Raw genomic sequence first — 14,810 nt, forward strand, 5'->3', positions numbered from 1 at the left:
CTCGTGTACGGATCATTCACTCACGAGGTTCAGTCCATGTCCCGTCCACTCCCCTTTATGCGTCCTGCTGCCCAGGGCTTCGCCGTGACTTTGCTGGTGGCGTTGGCCGGATGTGGGTTGTCTTCCCGAGAGGCGGCCAGGCCGTCCGAGCCGGTGCCTGTGGCGCCCAGCGCTGTGCCGCAAGGCGAGATCGCCGAAGTGCGCCAGTCGACGGTCAAGCGCATGCTCATGAAGCCGGCGGCGATGCCCGCCCCAAGCGTGGCGAACGATGCCATCGCTGCGGGTTATCGCGCCGAACCGCGTGAGCAGTACGAAAAACTGCCGGACAACCCGATCCACAGCGTGGCCGAAACGCCGGTCTCGACCTTCAGCGTGGATGTCGATACCGGCAGTTATGCCAATGTGCGACGTTTCCTCAATCAAGGCAGCCTGCCGCCCGAAGGGGCTGTGCGACTGGAGGAAATGGTCAACTACTTCCCTTACCACTATGCCTTGCCCACCGACGGTTCCCCCTTTGGCGTGACCACCGAAGTGGCCCCGTCACCGTGGAATCCACACACCCGCCTGCTGCGCATTGGCATCAAGGCGAGCGACCGCGCCGTGGCGGACCTGGCCCCGGCCAATCTGGTCTTCCTGGTGGACGTTTCCGGTTCCATGGACCGCCGTGAAGGCCTGCCGCTGGTCAAAAGCACACTGAAGTTGCTGGTGGATCAACTACGTGACCAGGACCGAGTGTCCCTGGTGGTCTATGCCGGCGAATCCCGGGTGGTGCTCAAGCCCACTTCGGGCCGCGACAAGGTGAAGATCCGCAATGCGATCGATCAGTTGGACGCCGGTGGTTCCACGGCCGGTGCCTCGGGGATCGAACTGGCTTATCAAATGGCTCGGGAGAGCTTTATCGACAAGGGCATCAATCGCATCCTGCTGGCCACCGATGGCGACTTCAACGTCGGTGTCAGCGATTTCGACAGCCTCAAGCAGATGGCCGTTGACCAGCGTAAAAGCGGCGTGTCCCTGACAACGCTGGGCTTCGGTGTGGATAACTACAATGAACACCTGATGGAGCAACTGGCCGACGCCGGTGACGGTAACTACGCCTACATCGACAACCTGCTCGAAGCGCGCAAGGTGTTGGTGGACCAACTCAGCTCGACCCTGGCGGTGGTGGCGCGGGATGTGAAGTTGCAGGTGGAGTTCAACCCCGCCCAGGTCAGTGAGTATCGCTTGTTGGGCTATGAGAATCGCGCACTCAAGCGTGAGGATTTCAACAACGATAAGGTCGATGCGGGTGAGATCGGCGCCGGACATACGGTGACGGCGTTGTATGAAATTGTCCCGAAAGGCGAGCAGGGCTGGTTGGAGCCGCTGCGTTATGCCAACACGCCCAAGCTGGACGGCAGGTCAGGAGAACTGGCGATGTTGCGCGTACGCTACAAGCCCGCCGAGGGTGGCAGCAGCCGATTGATCGAGCATCCTATCGACAGCGCGCCAAACGATGCCAAGACCAGCGATGACTTGCGCTTCTCGGCCGCCGTGGCTGCGTTTGCCCAGCAGCTCAAGGGTGATGGACGCTACACTGGGACGATGACCTTGAAGGACACCGCGCAATTGGCGCGCTCGGCCCGCGGTGATGATCCGTTTGGGCTGCGTGCCGAGTTTGTGCAGTTGGTGGAACTGGCCCAGAGCCTCGAGCCTGCGGCCAAGCGCTGATCTCGAGCACAACGGATCAAAGGTGGGAGCGAGCCTGCTCGCGATTGCGGTGGACCAGTCACCATCATTGTTGACTGACCTGACGCCATCGCGAGCAGGCTCGCTCCCACGGAATCCTCTGCAATTTGCAAGATTGTTCCACATCGAAAGGAGTTCGCCACCCACATGCCCGCTGCGCTTGATCCTCCCAGCGACGAATCGCTGCTGGCCCGCTACCGCAACGGCGACAAGGCTTCTTTTGAAGTCCTCTACGCCCGCCATAGGTTAGGGCTTTACCGTTTCCTCGTATCCTTGAGCAACAAGGCCGAACTGGCCGAGGAAGTCTTCCAGGAGACCTGGCTCAGCCTGATCCGCAGCACCACCCAGCCACAAGGCCGGGCGAGTTTTCGTACCTGGCTGTTCCAGATTGCCCGCAATCGCTTGATCGACCACTGGCGCAAACACGGGGTCCACAACCCGTTGCACGACAGTTACGACGAGCAGCTTCACGTCCAGCCCGACGACACCGGCAGCCCCGAGCAACAACTGAGCCTGAGTCGCGATCAGGCCCGTCTCGACGCCGCGTTGCAGGCCTTGCCCGAGGATCAGCGGGAAGTCTTCCTGCTGCGCCTGCACGGCGACCTGGAGCTGCCGCAGATCGCTGCCTTGACCGGCGCCCCGCTGGAAACGGTCAAAAGCCGCTTGCGTTACGCCCAGCAGAAATTGCAGCGACTGCTGGCCGAGGAGGTACCCGCATGATTGATTCAAAACACATCCCGGATCCCGACGACGAAAGGCTGATCGAGCATTTCCGTCAACACACCGGCGGCGAACCGCCCGCATCCCTGGACACTTTCATCCTGGCTGCCGCCCATCGCGAAGCGCCAACACCCGTCCCAAGCTTGTGGGCGCGCTGGCTGCAAGCCTGCCAACGGCCGCGCTGGCAAATGGCATTCGCCACGATCGCCGGCGTGGCGCTGATGATCGGCCTGGTGCTGCGTTCGCCCGTGCCTCATGACGAGCTGTCCTCACCCGCCTCGATGGAGTTTTCCGCCGATCGGCAAGCGCCCGCCGTTGCCGCTGCACCGCCGCCGGCCATGCCCGCTCCGGCACCGATCACCCGCATGGCGCCCCAAGGCGAACTGGCCCGGGTCCCGGAAAGCCCTGTGCAATCATTGGCGGAAAAGCCAGCGGCGAAGATGAGCAAATCCGCGCCGGCTGCACTGCCATCGCTGGAGCAAGGTCTGATGGAAATCCTGCGTTTGCGCGAGGCGGGTGAGAGCAAGGCCGCTGATGAGAAGCTGCTGGCGCTGCACAAGCGTTTTCCCAAGGAGGATTTGCCGGCGCGGTTGGAGGCGCTGCAAAAGCGTTGAGTGAGATCGGCGCCCACAAAAAAGCCCCAGGCCTTGCGACCAGGGGCTTTTGATTCTGAAGATGGTGCACCAGGCGGGATTCGAACCCACGACCCCTGCCTTCGGAGGGCAGTACTCTATCCAGCTGAGCTACTGGTGCGACGCGGGCGCCATGATACTCATATGCATGGCGTGCGTCCATGCTGCTGATTTGCCGGTGTTTTCCTGAGCCAGGGCTGGCGGCGTCTACGCTGATCAGAAAAATCGGACAAATTCGTATTTTTCGTTCTTTTTTTCGAACAGCCTATTGTCCTTCACCCCCATCGGCCCTAGGATTCGTTTGAGATTTCAAACGCTCTTGTCTGGGTGCTGAACCGCACGTCTGTGCTTAATGTGCGTTATTTCTGTGCTTCAGCCCGGTGGATGATTTCCCTGACGGCAGCCCCCGAGGCGCCTTTCTACAAATCTAATTCGCTCCGCGCGTGCGCGGTGCTGTTAAGGAAAGCCGACATGCAGCTTAAAGACACCCAGTTGTTCCGCCAGCAAGCCTTTATCGATGGCGCTTGGGTCGATGCGGACAATGGTCAGACGATCAATGTCACCAACCCGGCGACGGGCGAAGTACTGGGCACCGTGCCGAAGATGGGCGCTGCCGAAACCCGTCGTGCGATTGAAGCCGCCGACAAGGCACTGCCGGCCTGGCGTGCGCTGACGGCCAAGGAGCGCGCCAACAAGCTGCGCCGCTGGTACGAGTTGCTGATCGAGAACCAGGACGACCTCGGTCGCCTGATGACCCTGGAACAAGGCAAGCCGCTGGCCGAAGCCAAGGGCGAAATCGTCTACGCCGCCTCGTTCATCGAATGGTTCGCCGAGGAAGCCAAGCGCATCTACGGTGACGTGATTCCCGGCCACCAGCCCGACAAGCGCCTGATCGTGATCAAGCAGCCGATCGGCGTGACCGCGGCCATTACCCCGTGGAACTTCCCCGCCGCGATGATCACCCGCAAGGCCGGCCCGGCCCTGGCTGCCGGTTGCACCATGGTCATCAAGCCGGCTTCGCAAACCCCGTTCTCGGCCTTGGCCCTGGTTGAGCTGGCGCACCGTGCCGGCATCCCGCAAGGCGTGCTGAGCGTGGTCACTGGCAGTGCCGGCGACATCGGCGGCGAGCTGACCAGCAACCCGATCGTACGCAAGCTGTCGTTCACCGGCTCGACCGAGATCGGTCGCCAGCTGATGGCCGAATGCGCCAAGGACATCAAGAAAGTCTCCCTGGAACTGGGCGGCAACGCACCATTCATCGTGTTCGACGACGCGGACCTGGATAAGGCCGTGGAAGGCGCGATCATTTCCAAATACCGCAACAACGGCCAGACCTGTGTCTGCGCCAACCGTCTGTACATCCAGGATTCGGTGTACGACGCATTCGCCGAAAAACTCAAGGCGGCGGTTGCCAAGCTCAAGATCGGCAACGGTCTGGACGATGGCACCACCACCGGTCCGTTGATCGACGGCAAGGCGGTCGCCAAGGTGCAGGAACACATCGCCGATGCAGTCAGCAAAGGCGCGACCGTGCTGTCGGGCGGCAAGGCGATGGAAGGCAACTTCTTCGAACCGACCATCCTGACCAACGTGCCATCGAACGCTGCCGTGGCGAAGGAAGAAACCTTCGGCCCGCTGGCGCCGCTGTTCCGCTTCAAAGACGAAGCCGAAGTGATCGCGATGTCCAATGACACCGAGTTCGGCCTGGCCTCGTACTTCTATGCCCGCGACCTGGGTCGTGTGTTCCGTGTGGCCGAAGCCCTGGAATACGGCATGGTCGGTGTCAACACTGGTTTGATCTCCAACGAAGTCGCGCCGTTTGGCGGCATCAAGGCTTCGGGCCTGGGCCGTGAAGGCTCCAAGTACGGCATCGAGGATTACCTGGAAATCAAGTACCTCTGCCTGGGTATCTGATCCGCTTCAAGCGCAAAGGGCACGAGAGCGCTGTCCCTTTGCGTGTTTCACCCGTTCTGTTTCTTGTGGCCGGAACGCTGCGGCAGTCGATCATCGCATGCTGTCGCAGTTGCCTCCCCGCCATGTATTCCTTGAACTACGCCGACCGATGAGCGGCGAATGAGGACTGTAATGAGCAAGACTAACGCTGACTTGATGGCCCGCCGTACCGCCGCTGTTCCCCGTGGCGTCGGCCAGATTCACCCGATTTTCGCTGAATCGGCGAAGAACGCCACGGTAACCGACGTTGAAGGCCGTGAATTCATCGACTTCGCCGGCGGCATCGCCGTGTTGAACACCGGCCACGTGCACCCGAAAATCATCGCCGCCGTGACCGAGCAACTGAACAAGCTGACCCACACCTGCTTCCAGGTCCTGGCCTACGAGCCATACGTGGAGCTGTGCGAAAAAATCAACGCCAAGGTCCCAGGTGATTTCGCCAAGAAAACCCTGCTGGTGACCACCGGTTCCGAAGCGGTGGAAAACGCCGTGAAAATCGCCCGCGCCGCCACTGGCCGTGCCGGTGTCATCGCCTTCACCGGCGCTTACCACGGTCGCACCATGATGACTCTGGGCCTGACCGGTAAAGTCGTGCCGTATTCGGCCGGTATGGGCCTGATGCCCGGCGGCATCTTCCGCGCGCTGTACCCGAATGAACTGCACGGCGTGAGCATTGACGATTCCATCGCCAGCATCGAGCGCATTTTCAAGAACGACGCCGAACCCCGTGACATCGCGGCAATCATCATCGAGCCGGTACAGGGCGAGGGTGGTTTCTATGTGGCGCCGAAGGAATTCATGAAGCGCCTGCGCGCCCTGTGCGACCAGCACGGCATTCTGCTGATCGCTGACGAAGTGCAGACCGGTGCCGGCCGTACCGGTACCTTCTTCGCCATGGAACAGATGGGCGTAGCCGCCGACCTGACCACTTTCGCCAAGTCCATCGCTGGCGGCTTCCCGTTGGCCGGTGTCTGCGGCAAGGCCGAGTACATGGATGCCATCGCGCCAGGTGGCCTGGGCGGCACCTATGCCGGTAGCCCGATCGCCTGTGCGGCGGCGCTGGCGGTGATGGAAGTGTTCGAGGAAGAACACCTGCTCGATCGCTGCAAGGCCGTGGGCGAGCGTCTGGTCACTGGCCTCAAGGCGATCCAGAAGAAGTACCCGGTGATCGGTGACGTCCGGGCCCTGGGCGCGATGATCGCCGTGGAGTTGTTCGAAAACGGCGATTCCCACAAGCCGAATGCCGCCGCGGTCGCTCAGGTCGTGGCCAAGGCGCGCGACAAGGGTCTGATCCTGCTGTCCTGCGGTACCTACGGCAACGTCCTGCGGGTGCTGGTGCCTCTGACCGCGCCGGATGAGCAACTGGACAAGGGCCTGGCAATCATCGAAGAGTGCTTCTCCGAGCTCTGAGCCCGGGTTGTGCGCTGATCCACAAAAACCCGCCTTTTGGCGGGTTTTTTCATGTGCGCGAACCTATCCCATGGATTTTGAGCTGTCTGGAACGGCCACCAACGTCTAAGGTGCAAGTATGGCAAGGGAGCATGCTGCATGACTGCTGTGGATTTACCCGCTGTACCACGAGTGTTGATCGCCGAGGCCGATCCGGCGTCCCGTGAGCTGCTTGAGCAGGTGTTGTCGGGTGTGCGCTGTGATGCCCGGGTGGACACATGTGGGGAGGGCCGGCAGGCGTTGGATTTGCTGGCGAGTCACCCCTATGACCTGGTAATCGCCGATTGGGAACTGCCGGGGGTCGATGGCCTGGCGATCCTGCGTGGCCTTCGCCAGCAGCATCGTACCCCGCCGCTGCCGTTCATCCTGATGAGCCGTCGCAACGACAGCGCCAGCGTGCGCGAGGTCTTGCCGCTGGCGCCGACCGCGTATTTGACCAAGCCCTTGAACCGGGAAAACCTGACCCAGCGTTTGCAGGGGTTGTTATTGGGCGGTGGTGAGGAACCGTCCAACGACGCGCCGATCCCAGGAGCGGGGTTGACCCTGGCCACCTTTCTGGAGCGTCGGCGTGACCTGTCCGAGGGCGCGCCCTTGATGACCGATGTGCAAGTGGCGGTCAAGCGCAGCCTCAACCCCGGCGGCCTGGATCTGAAACTGCTCGAAGAAGAAATCCGCACCGACCCGCAGATCACTGCGGTGCTGATCGCCGCCGCCAACAGCGCTGCCCAGCACCAGGGAGGTGGCCCGGTGCAGACCGTGGCCCAGGCGCTGCACCAGCTCGGCACCGGGCAAAGCATGAACCTGATCCTCGGCCTTACCCTCAAGCGCTGTGCCCGGCTCAGCGTCCCGTGCCTGGCGGACTATGCCGAGCGTTACTGGGAGCTATCGCTGCACACGGCCGAATACGCCCGGACGATGGCGCGGTTGCTGGACCTGGAGCAGGAGCGCTGTTATTGCGCCGGATTATTGCATCGCCTGGGCGACCTGGCGTTGCTGCGTTGCCTGGAGGAATGGAAACAGGCCGGGGGCGAGTTGGACGAGCCGGAGGAAGTGGGCGACTCGCTGGTCAAGTTCGGCGCCAGTTTCGGCTCGGCGTTGCGGGCCCGCTGGCGTCTGCCGTTGGAGCTGCGAGAGTTGATCGCGGCGGTCTACAGCCTTGGGGGCGGGGTTTATTCCCGTGAAGCATTGGTGATGAACATGGCGGCGCAGATGGCGCATCTGCCCGCCCATGAGGGCCTTGAAGAGCTGGCCCGTGGCCGCACGGCGCGGTTGCTGAAGATTGGCTTGCCGGAGTTGATGCGGTTGCGCCGTAAATAAAGCCGCTGCCCAACCCCTGTGGGGGCGAGCTTGCTCGCGATAGAGGCATGATTGTCAGCACATCATTGAATGTCAGGCCCTCATCGCGAGCAAGCTCGCTCCCGCAGGGGCGGTGCAGGGCTGAGTTCAATTGCACTGTGATTGCGTCAAGCCGCAATGATGCGGTTCTTCCCCTTGCGCTTGGCTTCGTACATGGCCGCGTCGGCGCGCGCGAACAGGTTGTCGAGGCTCTGGTCGTCGGCGGTGATGCTGGTCAGGCCCTGGCTGACGGTAATGCCGAAGGCCTGCTCGCCGCAGCGGAACATCAGGCGCTGGATTTCCCGTTGCAAGCGCTCGGCGACTTGCAATGCCATGTCGGGGGCGCAGCCGGGGAACACTGCGGCGAACTCTTCACCACCGATCCGCCCGAACAGGTCGCCGCGCCTGAGCACGGACCGCCCGCTTTCGGCGATTTTCTGCAACACGGTATCGCCTTCCTGATGACCGTAGGTGTCGTTGATCACCTTGAAGTCATCGATGTCCAGCAACAGGAACGCCATCGGCATCCCTTGTAGCCTGGCCTGCTCGAATTCACGGTTGGCGCATTCGAAAAAATGCCGGCGATTGCTGCTCTGGGTCAGCACATCGGTGGTCGCCAGGCGCTGCAGTTCACTTTCCAGCAGCTTCTTTTCGGTGATGTCCTCGGCGATACCGACCACGATCACCGGTTGCCCGGGCTCGGCCTTGCGGTTGATGAAGCACTTGTCGCTCAGCCAGCGGACCTGGCCATCACCGGCGATGATGCGGTATTCACGGTCCTCGACGGCGCCCTTGACCAATACTTCGGCCAGGCTGCGTTCGGCGTACTCCAGGTCATCGGGGTAGATTGCGTCACGCCATTCATTGTAGTCAGCCAGGACCAGGCCGGCGGGGCGGCCGAAGATCCGCTCGTAGGCGGGACTGACATACAGCACTTGCCGGGTTTCCCAGTTGAACGCCCAGAGCACGGCATTGACGCTGACCAGCAGCGAGCTGAACAACTGCTCACGCTCGCTCAGGCGCGCCACTTCGCCTTGGGCATGCATCAGCGCCATGAGCGTCTGGGCCGCCTCGGGCCATTGAGGTAGGGAGTAATCCTGTAGGTTCTTGTCGACCATCGGCACAAATCTCAAAGAGCGTGCACTGCTGTTGGTTCGCACGCACTTTTCTCCAAAGCCCGCCTGGATGGCGAAGTGCTCTTTGAGATAGGGGATTCTGGGCGAAGTTCCTTTTCAGGCGACGAAGGGCGGGGGATTTAGCGAGTCAAAGTATGGGTTGAACCTGTGGCGAGGGGATAAATCCCCTCGCCACAGCAGCCCTTCACCGCAGTGGTCTTGTCAGGCCGTGGCAGGCCGTAACGAGTAGGTCTTGAGTTGGGTGGCGAAGTCTCGCAGGGATTGGATGCCGCTGGCCTCGGCTTCGTGGACCCATTCCTTGATGGCGGCGAGCATGTCGTGGCCGTTGCTGCTGGTCTTGACCCAGATCTGCTGCAAGGCCAGACGTTTCTCGTAGATCACCTTCAGCGCCTGGCTGTGTTCGAGCATGTTCTGGATGCGCACGTGGTGACGATCGTCCAGCAAGCTGGTTTCCCGCGACAGCAGGCGTTTGGCCCGGTGGAACTGGTGCCGCACCGAGTGATCGACCTTCTCCAGTTCCTGCTTGACCAGCGGCGCGATGACCAGCCGGCGGTATTGCGCCATGATCTGGAAACGGTTGTTGAGAATCGCCATGGCCGTGTCCATGTCCAGATGGCCCTTGCCTTCGACCCGGTGGGCGATCGGTGCAACCCGCTGGACCTTGGCCAGGCGCAGGAAACTGAACACCCGGATCCAGGCCCAGCCCAGGTCGAACTCCCATTTGCGTACCGACAGCTTGGCCGAGTTGGGGTAGGTGTGGTGGTTGTTGTGCAGCTCTTCGCCACCGATCAGGATGCCCCAGGGCACCAGGTTGGTGGCCGCGTCGCGGCACTCGAAATTGCGGTAGCCCACGGCATGGCCCAGGCCGTTGACCACGCCGGCGGCCCAGACTGGGATCCACATCATCTGGATGGCCCAGATGGTGATGCCGATGGTGCCGAACAGCAGCAGGTCGATGCCCGCCATGATCGCCACGCCCAACAGAGGGAAGCGGCTATAGAGGTTGCGCTCGATCCAGTCGTCGGGGCAGTTCTTGCCGTAGATGCGCAGGGTTTCCGGATTTTCCGCCTCGGCGCGATACAGTTCGGCGCCTTTGCGCAGCACGGTGGACAAGCCTTTGATGACCGGGCTGTGGGGGTCGTCTACGGTTTCGCATTTGGCGTGGTGCTTGCGGTGGATGGCGGTCCACTCGCGGGTGTTCTGTGCCGTGGTCAGCCACAGCCAGAAGCGGAAGAAATGTTTGAGGCCGGCATTGAGCTCCAGGGAGCGATGCGCCGAATAACGGTGCAGGTAGACCGTGACGGCAATGATCGTGACGTGGGTCATCAGCAGGGTGACTGCCACCAGTGACCAGGCCGACAAGCCAAGAAAACCTTCGTACCACATAGGCTGTAGGGCCCTCGATAAAGATAGAAACTGCCGTTGCATTATCACCGGCCCCACAGATAAAACCAGTCGGCCTTTCAGATAAGAGTGGCTGGATGTTTCTTCCTTTATAATCCCCACCTCTTCGTAGGGACATGGATGGCCGAATGACTGCCTATCAACGCAGTGCCATGCGCGTAGCGCTGCTTTATCTCGTACTGTCAGTCGTCTGGCTGCAACTGATTGGTTATTTATCGAGCAGTTTCTTCGATCAATTCGTCGATAGACAGTATTGGCTACTGATCAACGGTTATGCCTGGATCCTGTTCAGCGCTGGCTTGGTTTTCCTGGCGCGGGCGCGGATTTCGCGATTTTTCGGGAAAAGCGAGCACAGCGCCGATCGAGAGCGCCTGCGCCAGGCTGCCGCCGTCTTCGATTGCACCCGCGAAGGGGTGTTGGTCACCGACCGCAACGGCCTGATCGTGCACGTGAACCGGGCTTTCATGGCGATCACCGGTTATGTGCGCGAGGAAGTGCTGGGCCAGCGTCCCAATCTGTTCAAGTCCGGTCGCCATGGTCCGGATTTCTATCGCGACATGTTTGCCTCCCTGACCAGCCTGGGCGAATGGAGCGGCGAAATCTGGAATCGGCGTAAAAGCGGTGAGATCTACCCGCAATGGCAGACGATCCGTGTCATTCGCGATGATAACGACCAGATCAGCCATTATGTCGCGGTGTTTTCGGACATCAGCGCCATCAAGGATTCCGAGCACGAATTGGCCTATCTGGCCCATCACGACCCGCTGACGGGCTTGCCCAACCGCCTGCTGTTTTCTGATCGCACCGAGCAGGCCCTGGCGTCGGCGCAGTTGCACAAGCGTGGTTGCGCCCTGTTGCTGCTGGACCTGGATCACTTCAAGAACATCAATGACAGCCTGGGTCACAACGTGGGCGATGAGCTGCTAAAAGGCGTGGCCGAGCGGTTCCGCGGGCTTTTCGCGCCCGGTGTGACCCTGGCCCGGCTGGGGGGCGACGAGTTTGCGGTACTGGTGGAAAACTGCTCGCAGCCAGGCCAGGCAGCGGCGCTGGCCCGACGCATCCTCGACGCATTGAAAGAGCCACTGCGCTTCGATGACCACGCCTTGTTCATCAATGCCAGCATCGGCATCAGCCTGTTTCCCGGCGATGCCCTCAGCGCCGGGCAACTGCTGCGCAACGCCGATTCGGCCTTGTTCAAGGCCAAGAGTGCCGGGCGCGATGGCTATGCCTTGTACACCGAGGAACTCACGGCCCACGCTCAACAACGGGTCGAGATTGCCTTCGAACTGCGTCGCGCGCTGCAGGAACAGGAGTTGCGCGTTCACTACCAGCCGGTACACGACCTGGCGACCAGTCGTCTGATCGGTGTCGAGGCCTTGGTGCGCTGGGAGCATCCCTCGCGTGGATTGGTGTCGCCGGCCGAGTTCATTCCCATCGCCGAGCGCACCGGGCTGATCGCCCAGATCGATGCGTGGGTCATGGAGCAGGCTTGTCGGCAAATGTGCCAGTGGCAGCAGGCTGGCGTGGCGCTGTCATTTGTCGCGGTCAACGTCTCCAGTCGGTTGTTCGCCCGTCACGAGTTGTACGAGCAAGTCGCCCGGGTGCTGCACGACACGGGCCTGGACCCGGCGTGCCTGGAGCTGGAAGTGACCGAAAGCGCGGTGATGGAAGACCCCGAAGTGGCGCTGGAGCAGATGCATCGCCTGCGGGAGTTGGGCGTGCGGCTGGCGATCGACGATTTCGGCACAGGTTATTCGTCGTTGTTGCGGCTCAAGCGCTTGCCGGTACAGAAGCTCAAGATCGATCAGGGTTTTGTCGCCGGGTTGCCGTGGGATGAGGACGACGCGGCGATCGTCAGGGTGATCGTTGCCCTGGCCCACAGCATGGGCATGCAGGTGCACGCCGAAGGTATCGAGCAGCGCGAGCAAGCGGTATTTTTGCTCGAACATGCCTGTGAACTGGGCCAGGGCTACTGGTTTGGGCGGCCTGTTGCGGCGGCGCAACTGGACTGGAGTCATGCGCCGGCTATCGTCTGAAGATGTCATGTGAGCTGATTGGTTTTTTAGTTATATAAAAATTCTTAAATAGTCTTTTTAAGAATATCTCGCTTTATCTAGTATTGCTCCCACGCCGCAGGCAGTGCCGCCCACTGCCAGGCATTCATTCAAGGAGCAGCAGCATGAGCGCATCTCTACGTAGCGTTGACGGCCAGGACGAAGCAACCATCTTGCGCGAGATCCAGAGCGCATTGCGCGATCTGCGCTTTGGCGCGGTGGAAATCACTGTGCACAACGCCCAGGTGGTCCAGATCGAACGTAAGGAAAAATTCCGCTTGCAACAGCCGAGTCATAAGCCGTCTTGAGAAAACCTAGAAGATCGCAGCCTTCGGCAGCTCCTGCAGGGGGGCTTGGCGTAGGAGCTGCCGAAGGCTGTGATCTTTTTACCGGCCACCCGATTTCCAGAAGCCATAAGAAAACCAGAATTCCAGGAGCTTTCACCATGTCGTCAATTCGTCGTTATGCCCTGGCCGCCCTGGCCAGTGCTGTTTTTGCAGGTTCGGCTGTCGCCAAGGATTATGAGCTGCTCAACGTTTCCTATGACCCGACTCGCGAGCTTTATCAGGATTACAACGCCGAATTCGTCAGTTTCTGGAAGAAAGCGCACCCGGACGACAGCGTGAAAATCCAACAATCCCACGGTGGCTCGGGCAAGCAAGGCCGGGCGGTGATCGATGGCCTGCGGGCTGACGTGGTGACCCTGGCCCTGGCCGGTGACATCGACGAGATCGCCAAGCTGGGCAAGTCCCTGCCGGCGGACTGGCAAAAGCGTCTGCCGGAGGCCAGCACACCCTACACGTCCACCATCGTATTCCTGGTGCGCAAGGGCAATCCCAAGGGCATCAAGGATTGGGGCGACCTGATCAAGAATGACGTGTCGGTCATCACCCCGAACCCGAAAACCTCCGGCGGTGCTCGCTGGAACTTCCTCGCGGCCTGGGCCTATGGCCTGAAGGCCAACGGCGGTGACGAAGCCAAGGCCAAGGAATACGTGCAAGCGCTGTTCAAGCATGTGCCGGTCCTCGACACCGGTGCTCGTGGTTCGACCATTACCTTCGTCAACAACGGTCAGGGCGACGTGTTGCTGGCCTGGGAAAACGAAGCCTTCCTGGCGCTGAAGGAAGACGGTGGTGCCGACAAGTTCGACATCGTCGTGCCGTCGCTGTCGATCCTCGCCGAACCGCCAGTGGCAGTGGTGGACAAGAACGCCGAGAAAAAGGGCAACCTTGAAATTGCCGAAGCCTACCTCAAGCACCTGTACAGCCCGGCCGGCCAGGAAATCGCCGCGAAGAACTTCTATCGTCCACGTGACAAGGACGTGGCCGCCAAGTACTCCCGGCAGTTCCCGAAACTGGACCTGGTGACCATCGACAAGGACTTCGGTGGCTGGAAAACCGCCCAGCCGAAATTCTTCAATGATGGCGGCGTGTTCGACCAGATCTATCAGGCGCAGTAAGCTGGACAGGCCTGAATGAGCTGATTACAAGCTAAGGCCGGACACTGAATCTGTGGCAAGGAGATAAATCCCCTCGCCACAGTTTTTGCGCGTTCTCAACCAAGGACTTTTATGTCGCGTCGCATATCCCCCGTCATACCCGGCTTCGGGCTGACGCTGGGCTACACCCTGGTGTACCTCAGTCTGATAGTGCTCATACCTCTGGCGGCGATGTTCGTGCATGCCGCTCAACTCACCTGGGAACAGTTCTGGGCGATCATCTCGGCGCCGCGGGTGCTGGCGGCCTTGAAGCTCAGTTTCGGCACCGCGCTGTACGCCGCGATCATTAACGGCGTGATTGGTACGCTGTTGGCCTGGGTGCTGGTGCGCTACACCTTCCCCGGTCGCAAGATCATCGACGCGATGATCGATTTGCCGTTCGCCCTGCCCACCGCCGTGGCCGGTATCGCCCTGACGGCGTTGTATGCGCCGACCGGCCTGGTCGGCCAGTTCGCCACCGACCTGGGGTTCAAGATCGCCTATACGCCGCTGGGTATCACCCTGGCGCTGACCTTCGTGACGCTGCCGTTCGTGGTGCGCACGGTGCAGCCGGTGCTGGCCGATATTCCCCGTGAAGTCGAAGAGGCCGCCGCCTGCCTCGGTGCCAAGCCGTGGCAGGTGTTCCGCCACATCCTCGTGCCGGCGTTGTTGCCGGCCTGGTTGACCGGCTTCGCCCTGGCGTTTGCCCGTGGCGTGGGCGAGTACGGTTCGGTGATTTTCATCGCCGGCAACATGCCGATGAAAACCGAGATCCTGCCGCTGCTGATCATGGTCAAGCTCGACCAATACGACTACACCGGCGCCACCTCCATCGGCGTGCTGATGCTGGTGGTTTCCTTCGTCCTGTTGCTGCTGATCAACCTGCTGCAGCGGCGCATCGAAACCCCATAAGGAGGCGCGA

General features: G+C 61.2%; 12 protein-coding genes and 1 tRNA gene. 10 read left to right on the plus strand and 3 right to left on the minus strand.

What is annotated here, in order from left to right:
- Positions 1-36: 36 nt before the first annotated feature.
- From AC30D9_RS28595 to AC30D9_RS28605, 3 genes are all read left to right on the plus strand, one after another.
- A complete protein-coding gene (locus tag AC30D9_RS28595) occupies positions 37-1,710 on the plus strand; it encodes a vWA domain-containing protein (RefSeq protein WP_490145324.1) in 1,674 nt (557 codons plus the stop codon).
- A 165-nt stretch (positions 1,711-1,875) separates the two neighbouring features.
- Positions 1,876-2,448: an RNA polymerase sigma factor gene (locus tag AC30D9_RS28600; RefSeq protein ID WP_490145325.1), complete on the plus strand. Its 573-nt coding sequence runs from the start codon at positions 1,876-1,878 to the stop codon at positions 2,446-2,448.
- Complete coding sequence (locus AC30D9_RS28605; RefSeq protein WP_134922328.1) at positions 2,445-3,062, plus strand: hypothetical protein; 618 nt, start codon at positions 2,445-2,447, stop codon at positions 3,060-3,062. The genes AC30D9_RS28600 and AC30D9_RS28605 overlap by 4 nt, the downstream gene beginning before the upstream one ends.
- A gap of 62 nt (positions 3,063-3,124) precedes the next feature.
- On the opposite strand, the gene AC30D9_RS28610 is transcribed toward AC30D9_RS28605, so the two are convergent.
- A tRNA-Arg gene (locus AC30D9_RS28610) sits at positions 3,125-3,201 on the minus strand.
- Positions 3,202-3,551: 350 nt separating this feature from the next.
- Here AC30D9_RS28610 and gabD point away from each other — a divergent pair.
- From gabD to AC30D9_RS28625, 3 genes are all read left to right on the plus strand, one after another.
- Positions 3,552-4,994, plus strand: a complete 1,443-nt coding sequence (gabD, locus tag AC30D9_RS28615; RefSeq protein WP_134922329.1) for an NADP-dependent succinate-semialdehyde dehydrogenase — start codon at positions 3,552-3,554, stop codon at positions 4,992-4,994.
- A gap of 171 nt (positions 4,995-5,165) precedes the next feature.
- Entirely contained in the window at positions 5,166-6,443 is a 1,278-nt protein-coding gene (gene gabT, locus AC30D9_RS28620) for a 4-aminobutyrate--2-oxoglutarate transaminase (RefSeq protein ID WP_134922330.1), read from the plus strand.
- 138 nt (positions 6,444-6,581) lie between these two features.
- Positions 6,582-7,799 (plus strand): HDOD domain-containing protein, encoded by a 1,218-nt coding sequence (locus AC30D9_RS28625; RefSeq protein WP_134922331.1) that lies wholly within the window; start codon positions 6,582-6,584, stop codon positions 7,797-7,799.
- Between the two features lie 146 nt (positions 7,800-7,945).
- On the opposite strand, the gene AC30D9_RS28630 is transcribed toward AC30D9_RS28625, so the two are convergent.
- Positions 7,946-8,935: a GGDEF domain-containing protein gene (locus tag AC30D9_RS28630; RefSeq protein WP_134922332.1), complete on the minus strand. Its 990-nt coding sequence runs from the start codon at positions 8,933-8,935 to the stop codon at positions 7,946-7,948.
- Between the two features lie 219 nt (positions 8,936-9,154).
- A complete protein-coding gene (desA, locus tag AC30D9_RS28635; RefSeq protein ID WP_134922333.1) occupies positions 9,155-10,339 on the minus strand; it encodes a delta-9 fatty acid desaturase DesA in 1,185 nt (394 codons plus the stop codon).
- Between the two features lie 146 nt (positions 10,340-10,485).
- On the opposite strand from desA, the gene dibA reads away from it, so the two are divergent.
- The 4 genes from dibA (at position 10,486) to cysT (ending at position 14,800) form a co-directional block, all read left to right on the plus strand.
- A complete protein-coding gene (dibA, locus tag AC30D9_RS28640) occupies positions 10,486-12,393 on the plus strand; it encodes a phosphodiesterase DibA (protein ID WP_134922334.1) in 1,908 nt (635 codons plus the stop codon).
- A 143-nt stretch (positions 12,394-12,536) separates the two neighbouring features.
- On the plus strand, positions 12,537-12,719 hold the full coding sequence (gene oscA, locus AC30D9_RS28645) for a sulfur starvation response protein OscA (protein ID WP_003186967.1): 183 nt from the start codon (positions 12,537-12,539) through the stop codon (positions 12,717-12,719).
- A gap of 137 nt (positions 12,720-12,856) precedes the next feature.
- On the plus strand, positions 12,857-13,870 hold the full coding sequence (locus AC30D9_RS28650; RefSeq protein ID WP_109756560.1) for a sulfate ABC transporter substrate-binding protein: 1,014 nt from the start codon (positions 12,857-12,859) through the stop codon (positions 13,868-13,870).
- A 111-nt stretch (positions 13,871-13,981) separates the two neighbouring features.
- Complete coding sequence (cysT, locus tag AC30D9_RS28655; protein WP_013692011.1) at positions 13,982-14,800, plus strand: sulfate ABC transporter permease subunit CysT; 819 nt, start codon at positions 13,982-13,984, stop codon at positions 14,798-14,800.
- The last annotated feature ends 10 nt before the right edge of the window (positions 14,801-14,810 follow it).

This window comes from Pseudomonas sp. DF11, assembly GCF_058148565.1.

What these genes read in the sequence shown, in the direction of transcription:
- AC30D9_RS28595 (WP_490145324.1), top strand. Translation starts at nt 37, where the DNA reads ATGTCCCGTCCACTCCCCTTTATGCGTCCTGCTGCCCAGGGCTTCGCC.
- AC30D9_RS28625 (WP_134922331.1), top strand. Translation starts at nt 6,582, where the DNA reads ATGACTGCTGTGGATTTACCCGCTGTACCACGAGTGTTGATCGCCGAG.
- dibA (WP_134922334.1), top strand. Translation starts at nt 10,486, where the DNA reads ATGACTGCCTATCAACGCAGTGCCATGCGCGTAGCGCTGCTTTATCTC.
- gabD (WP_134922329.1), top strand. Translation starts at nt 3,552, where the DNA reads ATGCAGCTTAAAGACACCCAGTTGTTCCGCCAGCAAGCCTTTATCGAT.
- desA (WP_134922333.1), bottom strand. Translation starts at nt 10,339, where the DNA reads ATGTGGTACGAAGGTTTTCTTGGCTTGTCGGCCTGGTCACTGGTGGCA.
- AC30D9_RS28630 (WP_134922332.1), bottom strand. Translation starts at nt 8,935, where the DNA reads ATGGTCGACAAGAACCTACAGGATTACTCCCTACCTCAATGGCCCGAG.
- AC30D9_RS28600 (WP_490145325.1), top strand. Translation starts at nt 1,876, where the DNA reads ATGCCCGCTGCGCTTGATCCTCCCAGCGACGAATCGCTGCTGGCCCGC.
- AC30D9_RS28650 (WP_109756560.1), top strand. Translation starts at nt 12,857, where the DNA reads ATGTCGTCAATTCGTCGTTATGCCCTGGCCGCCCTGGCCAGTGCTGTT.
- gabT (WP_134922330.1), top strand. Translation starts at nt 5,166, where the DNA reads ATGAGCAAGACTAACGCTGACTTGATGGCCCGCCGTACCGCCGCTGTT.
- oscA (WP_003186967.1), top strand. Translation starts at nt 12,537, where the DNA reads ATGAGCGCATCTCTACGTAGCGTTGACGGCCAGGACGAAGCAACCATC.
- AC30D9_RS28605 (WP_134922328.1), top strand. Translation starts at nt 2,445, where the DNA reads ATGATTGATTCAAAACACATCCCGGATCCCGACGACGAAAGGCTGATC.
- cysT (WP_013692011.1), top strand. Translation starts at nt 13,982, where the DNA reads ATGTCGCGTCGCATATCCCCCGTCATACCCGGCTTCGGGCTGACGCTG.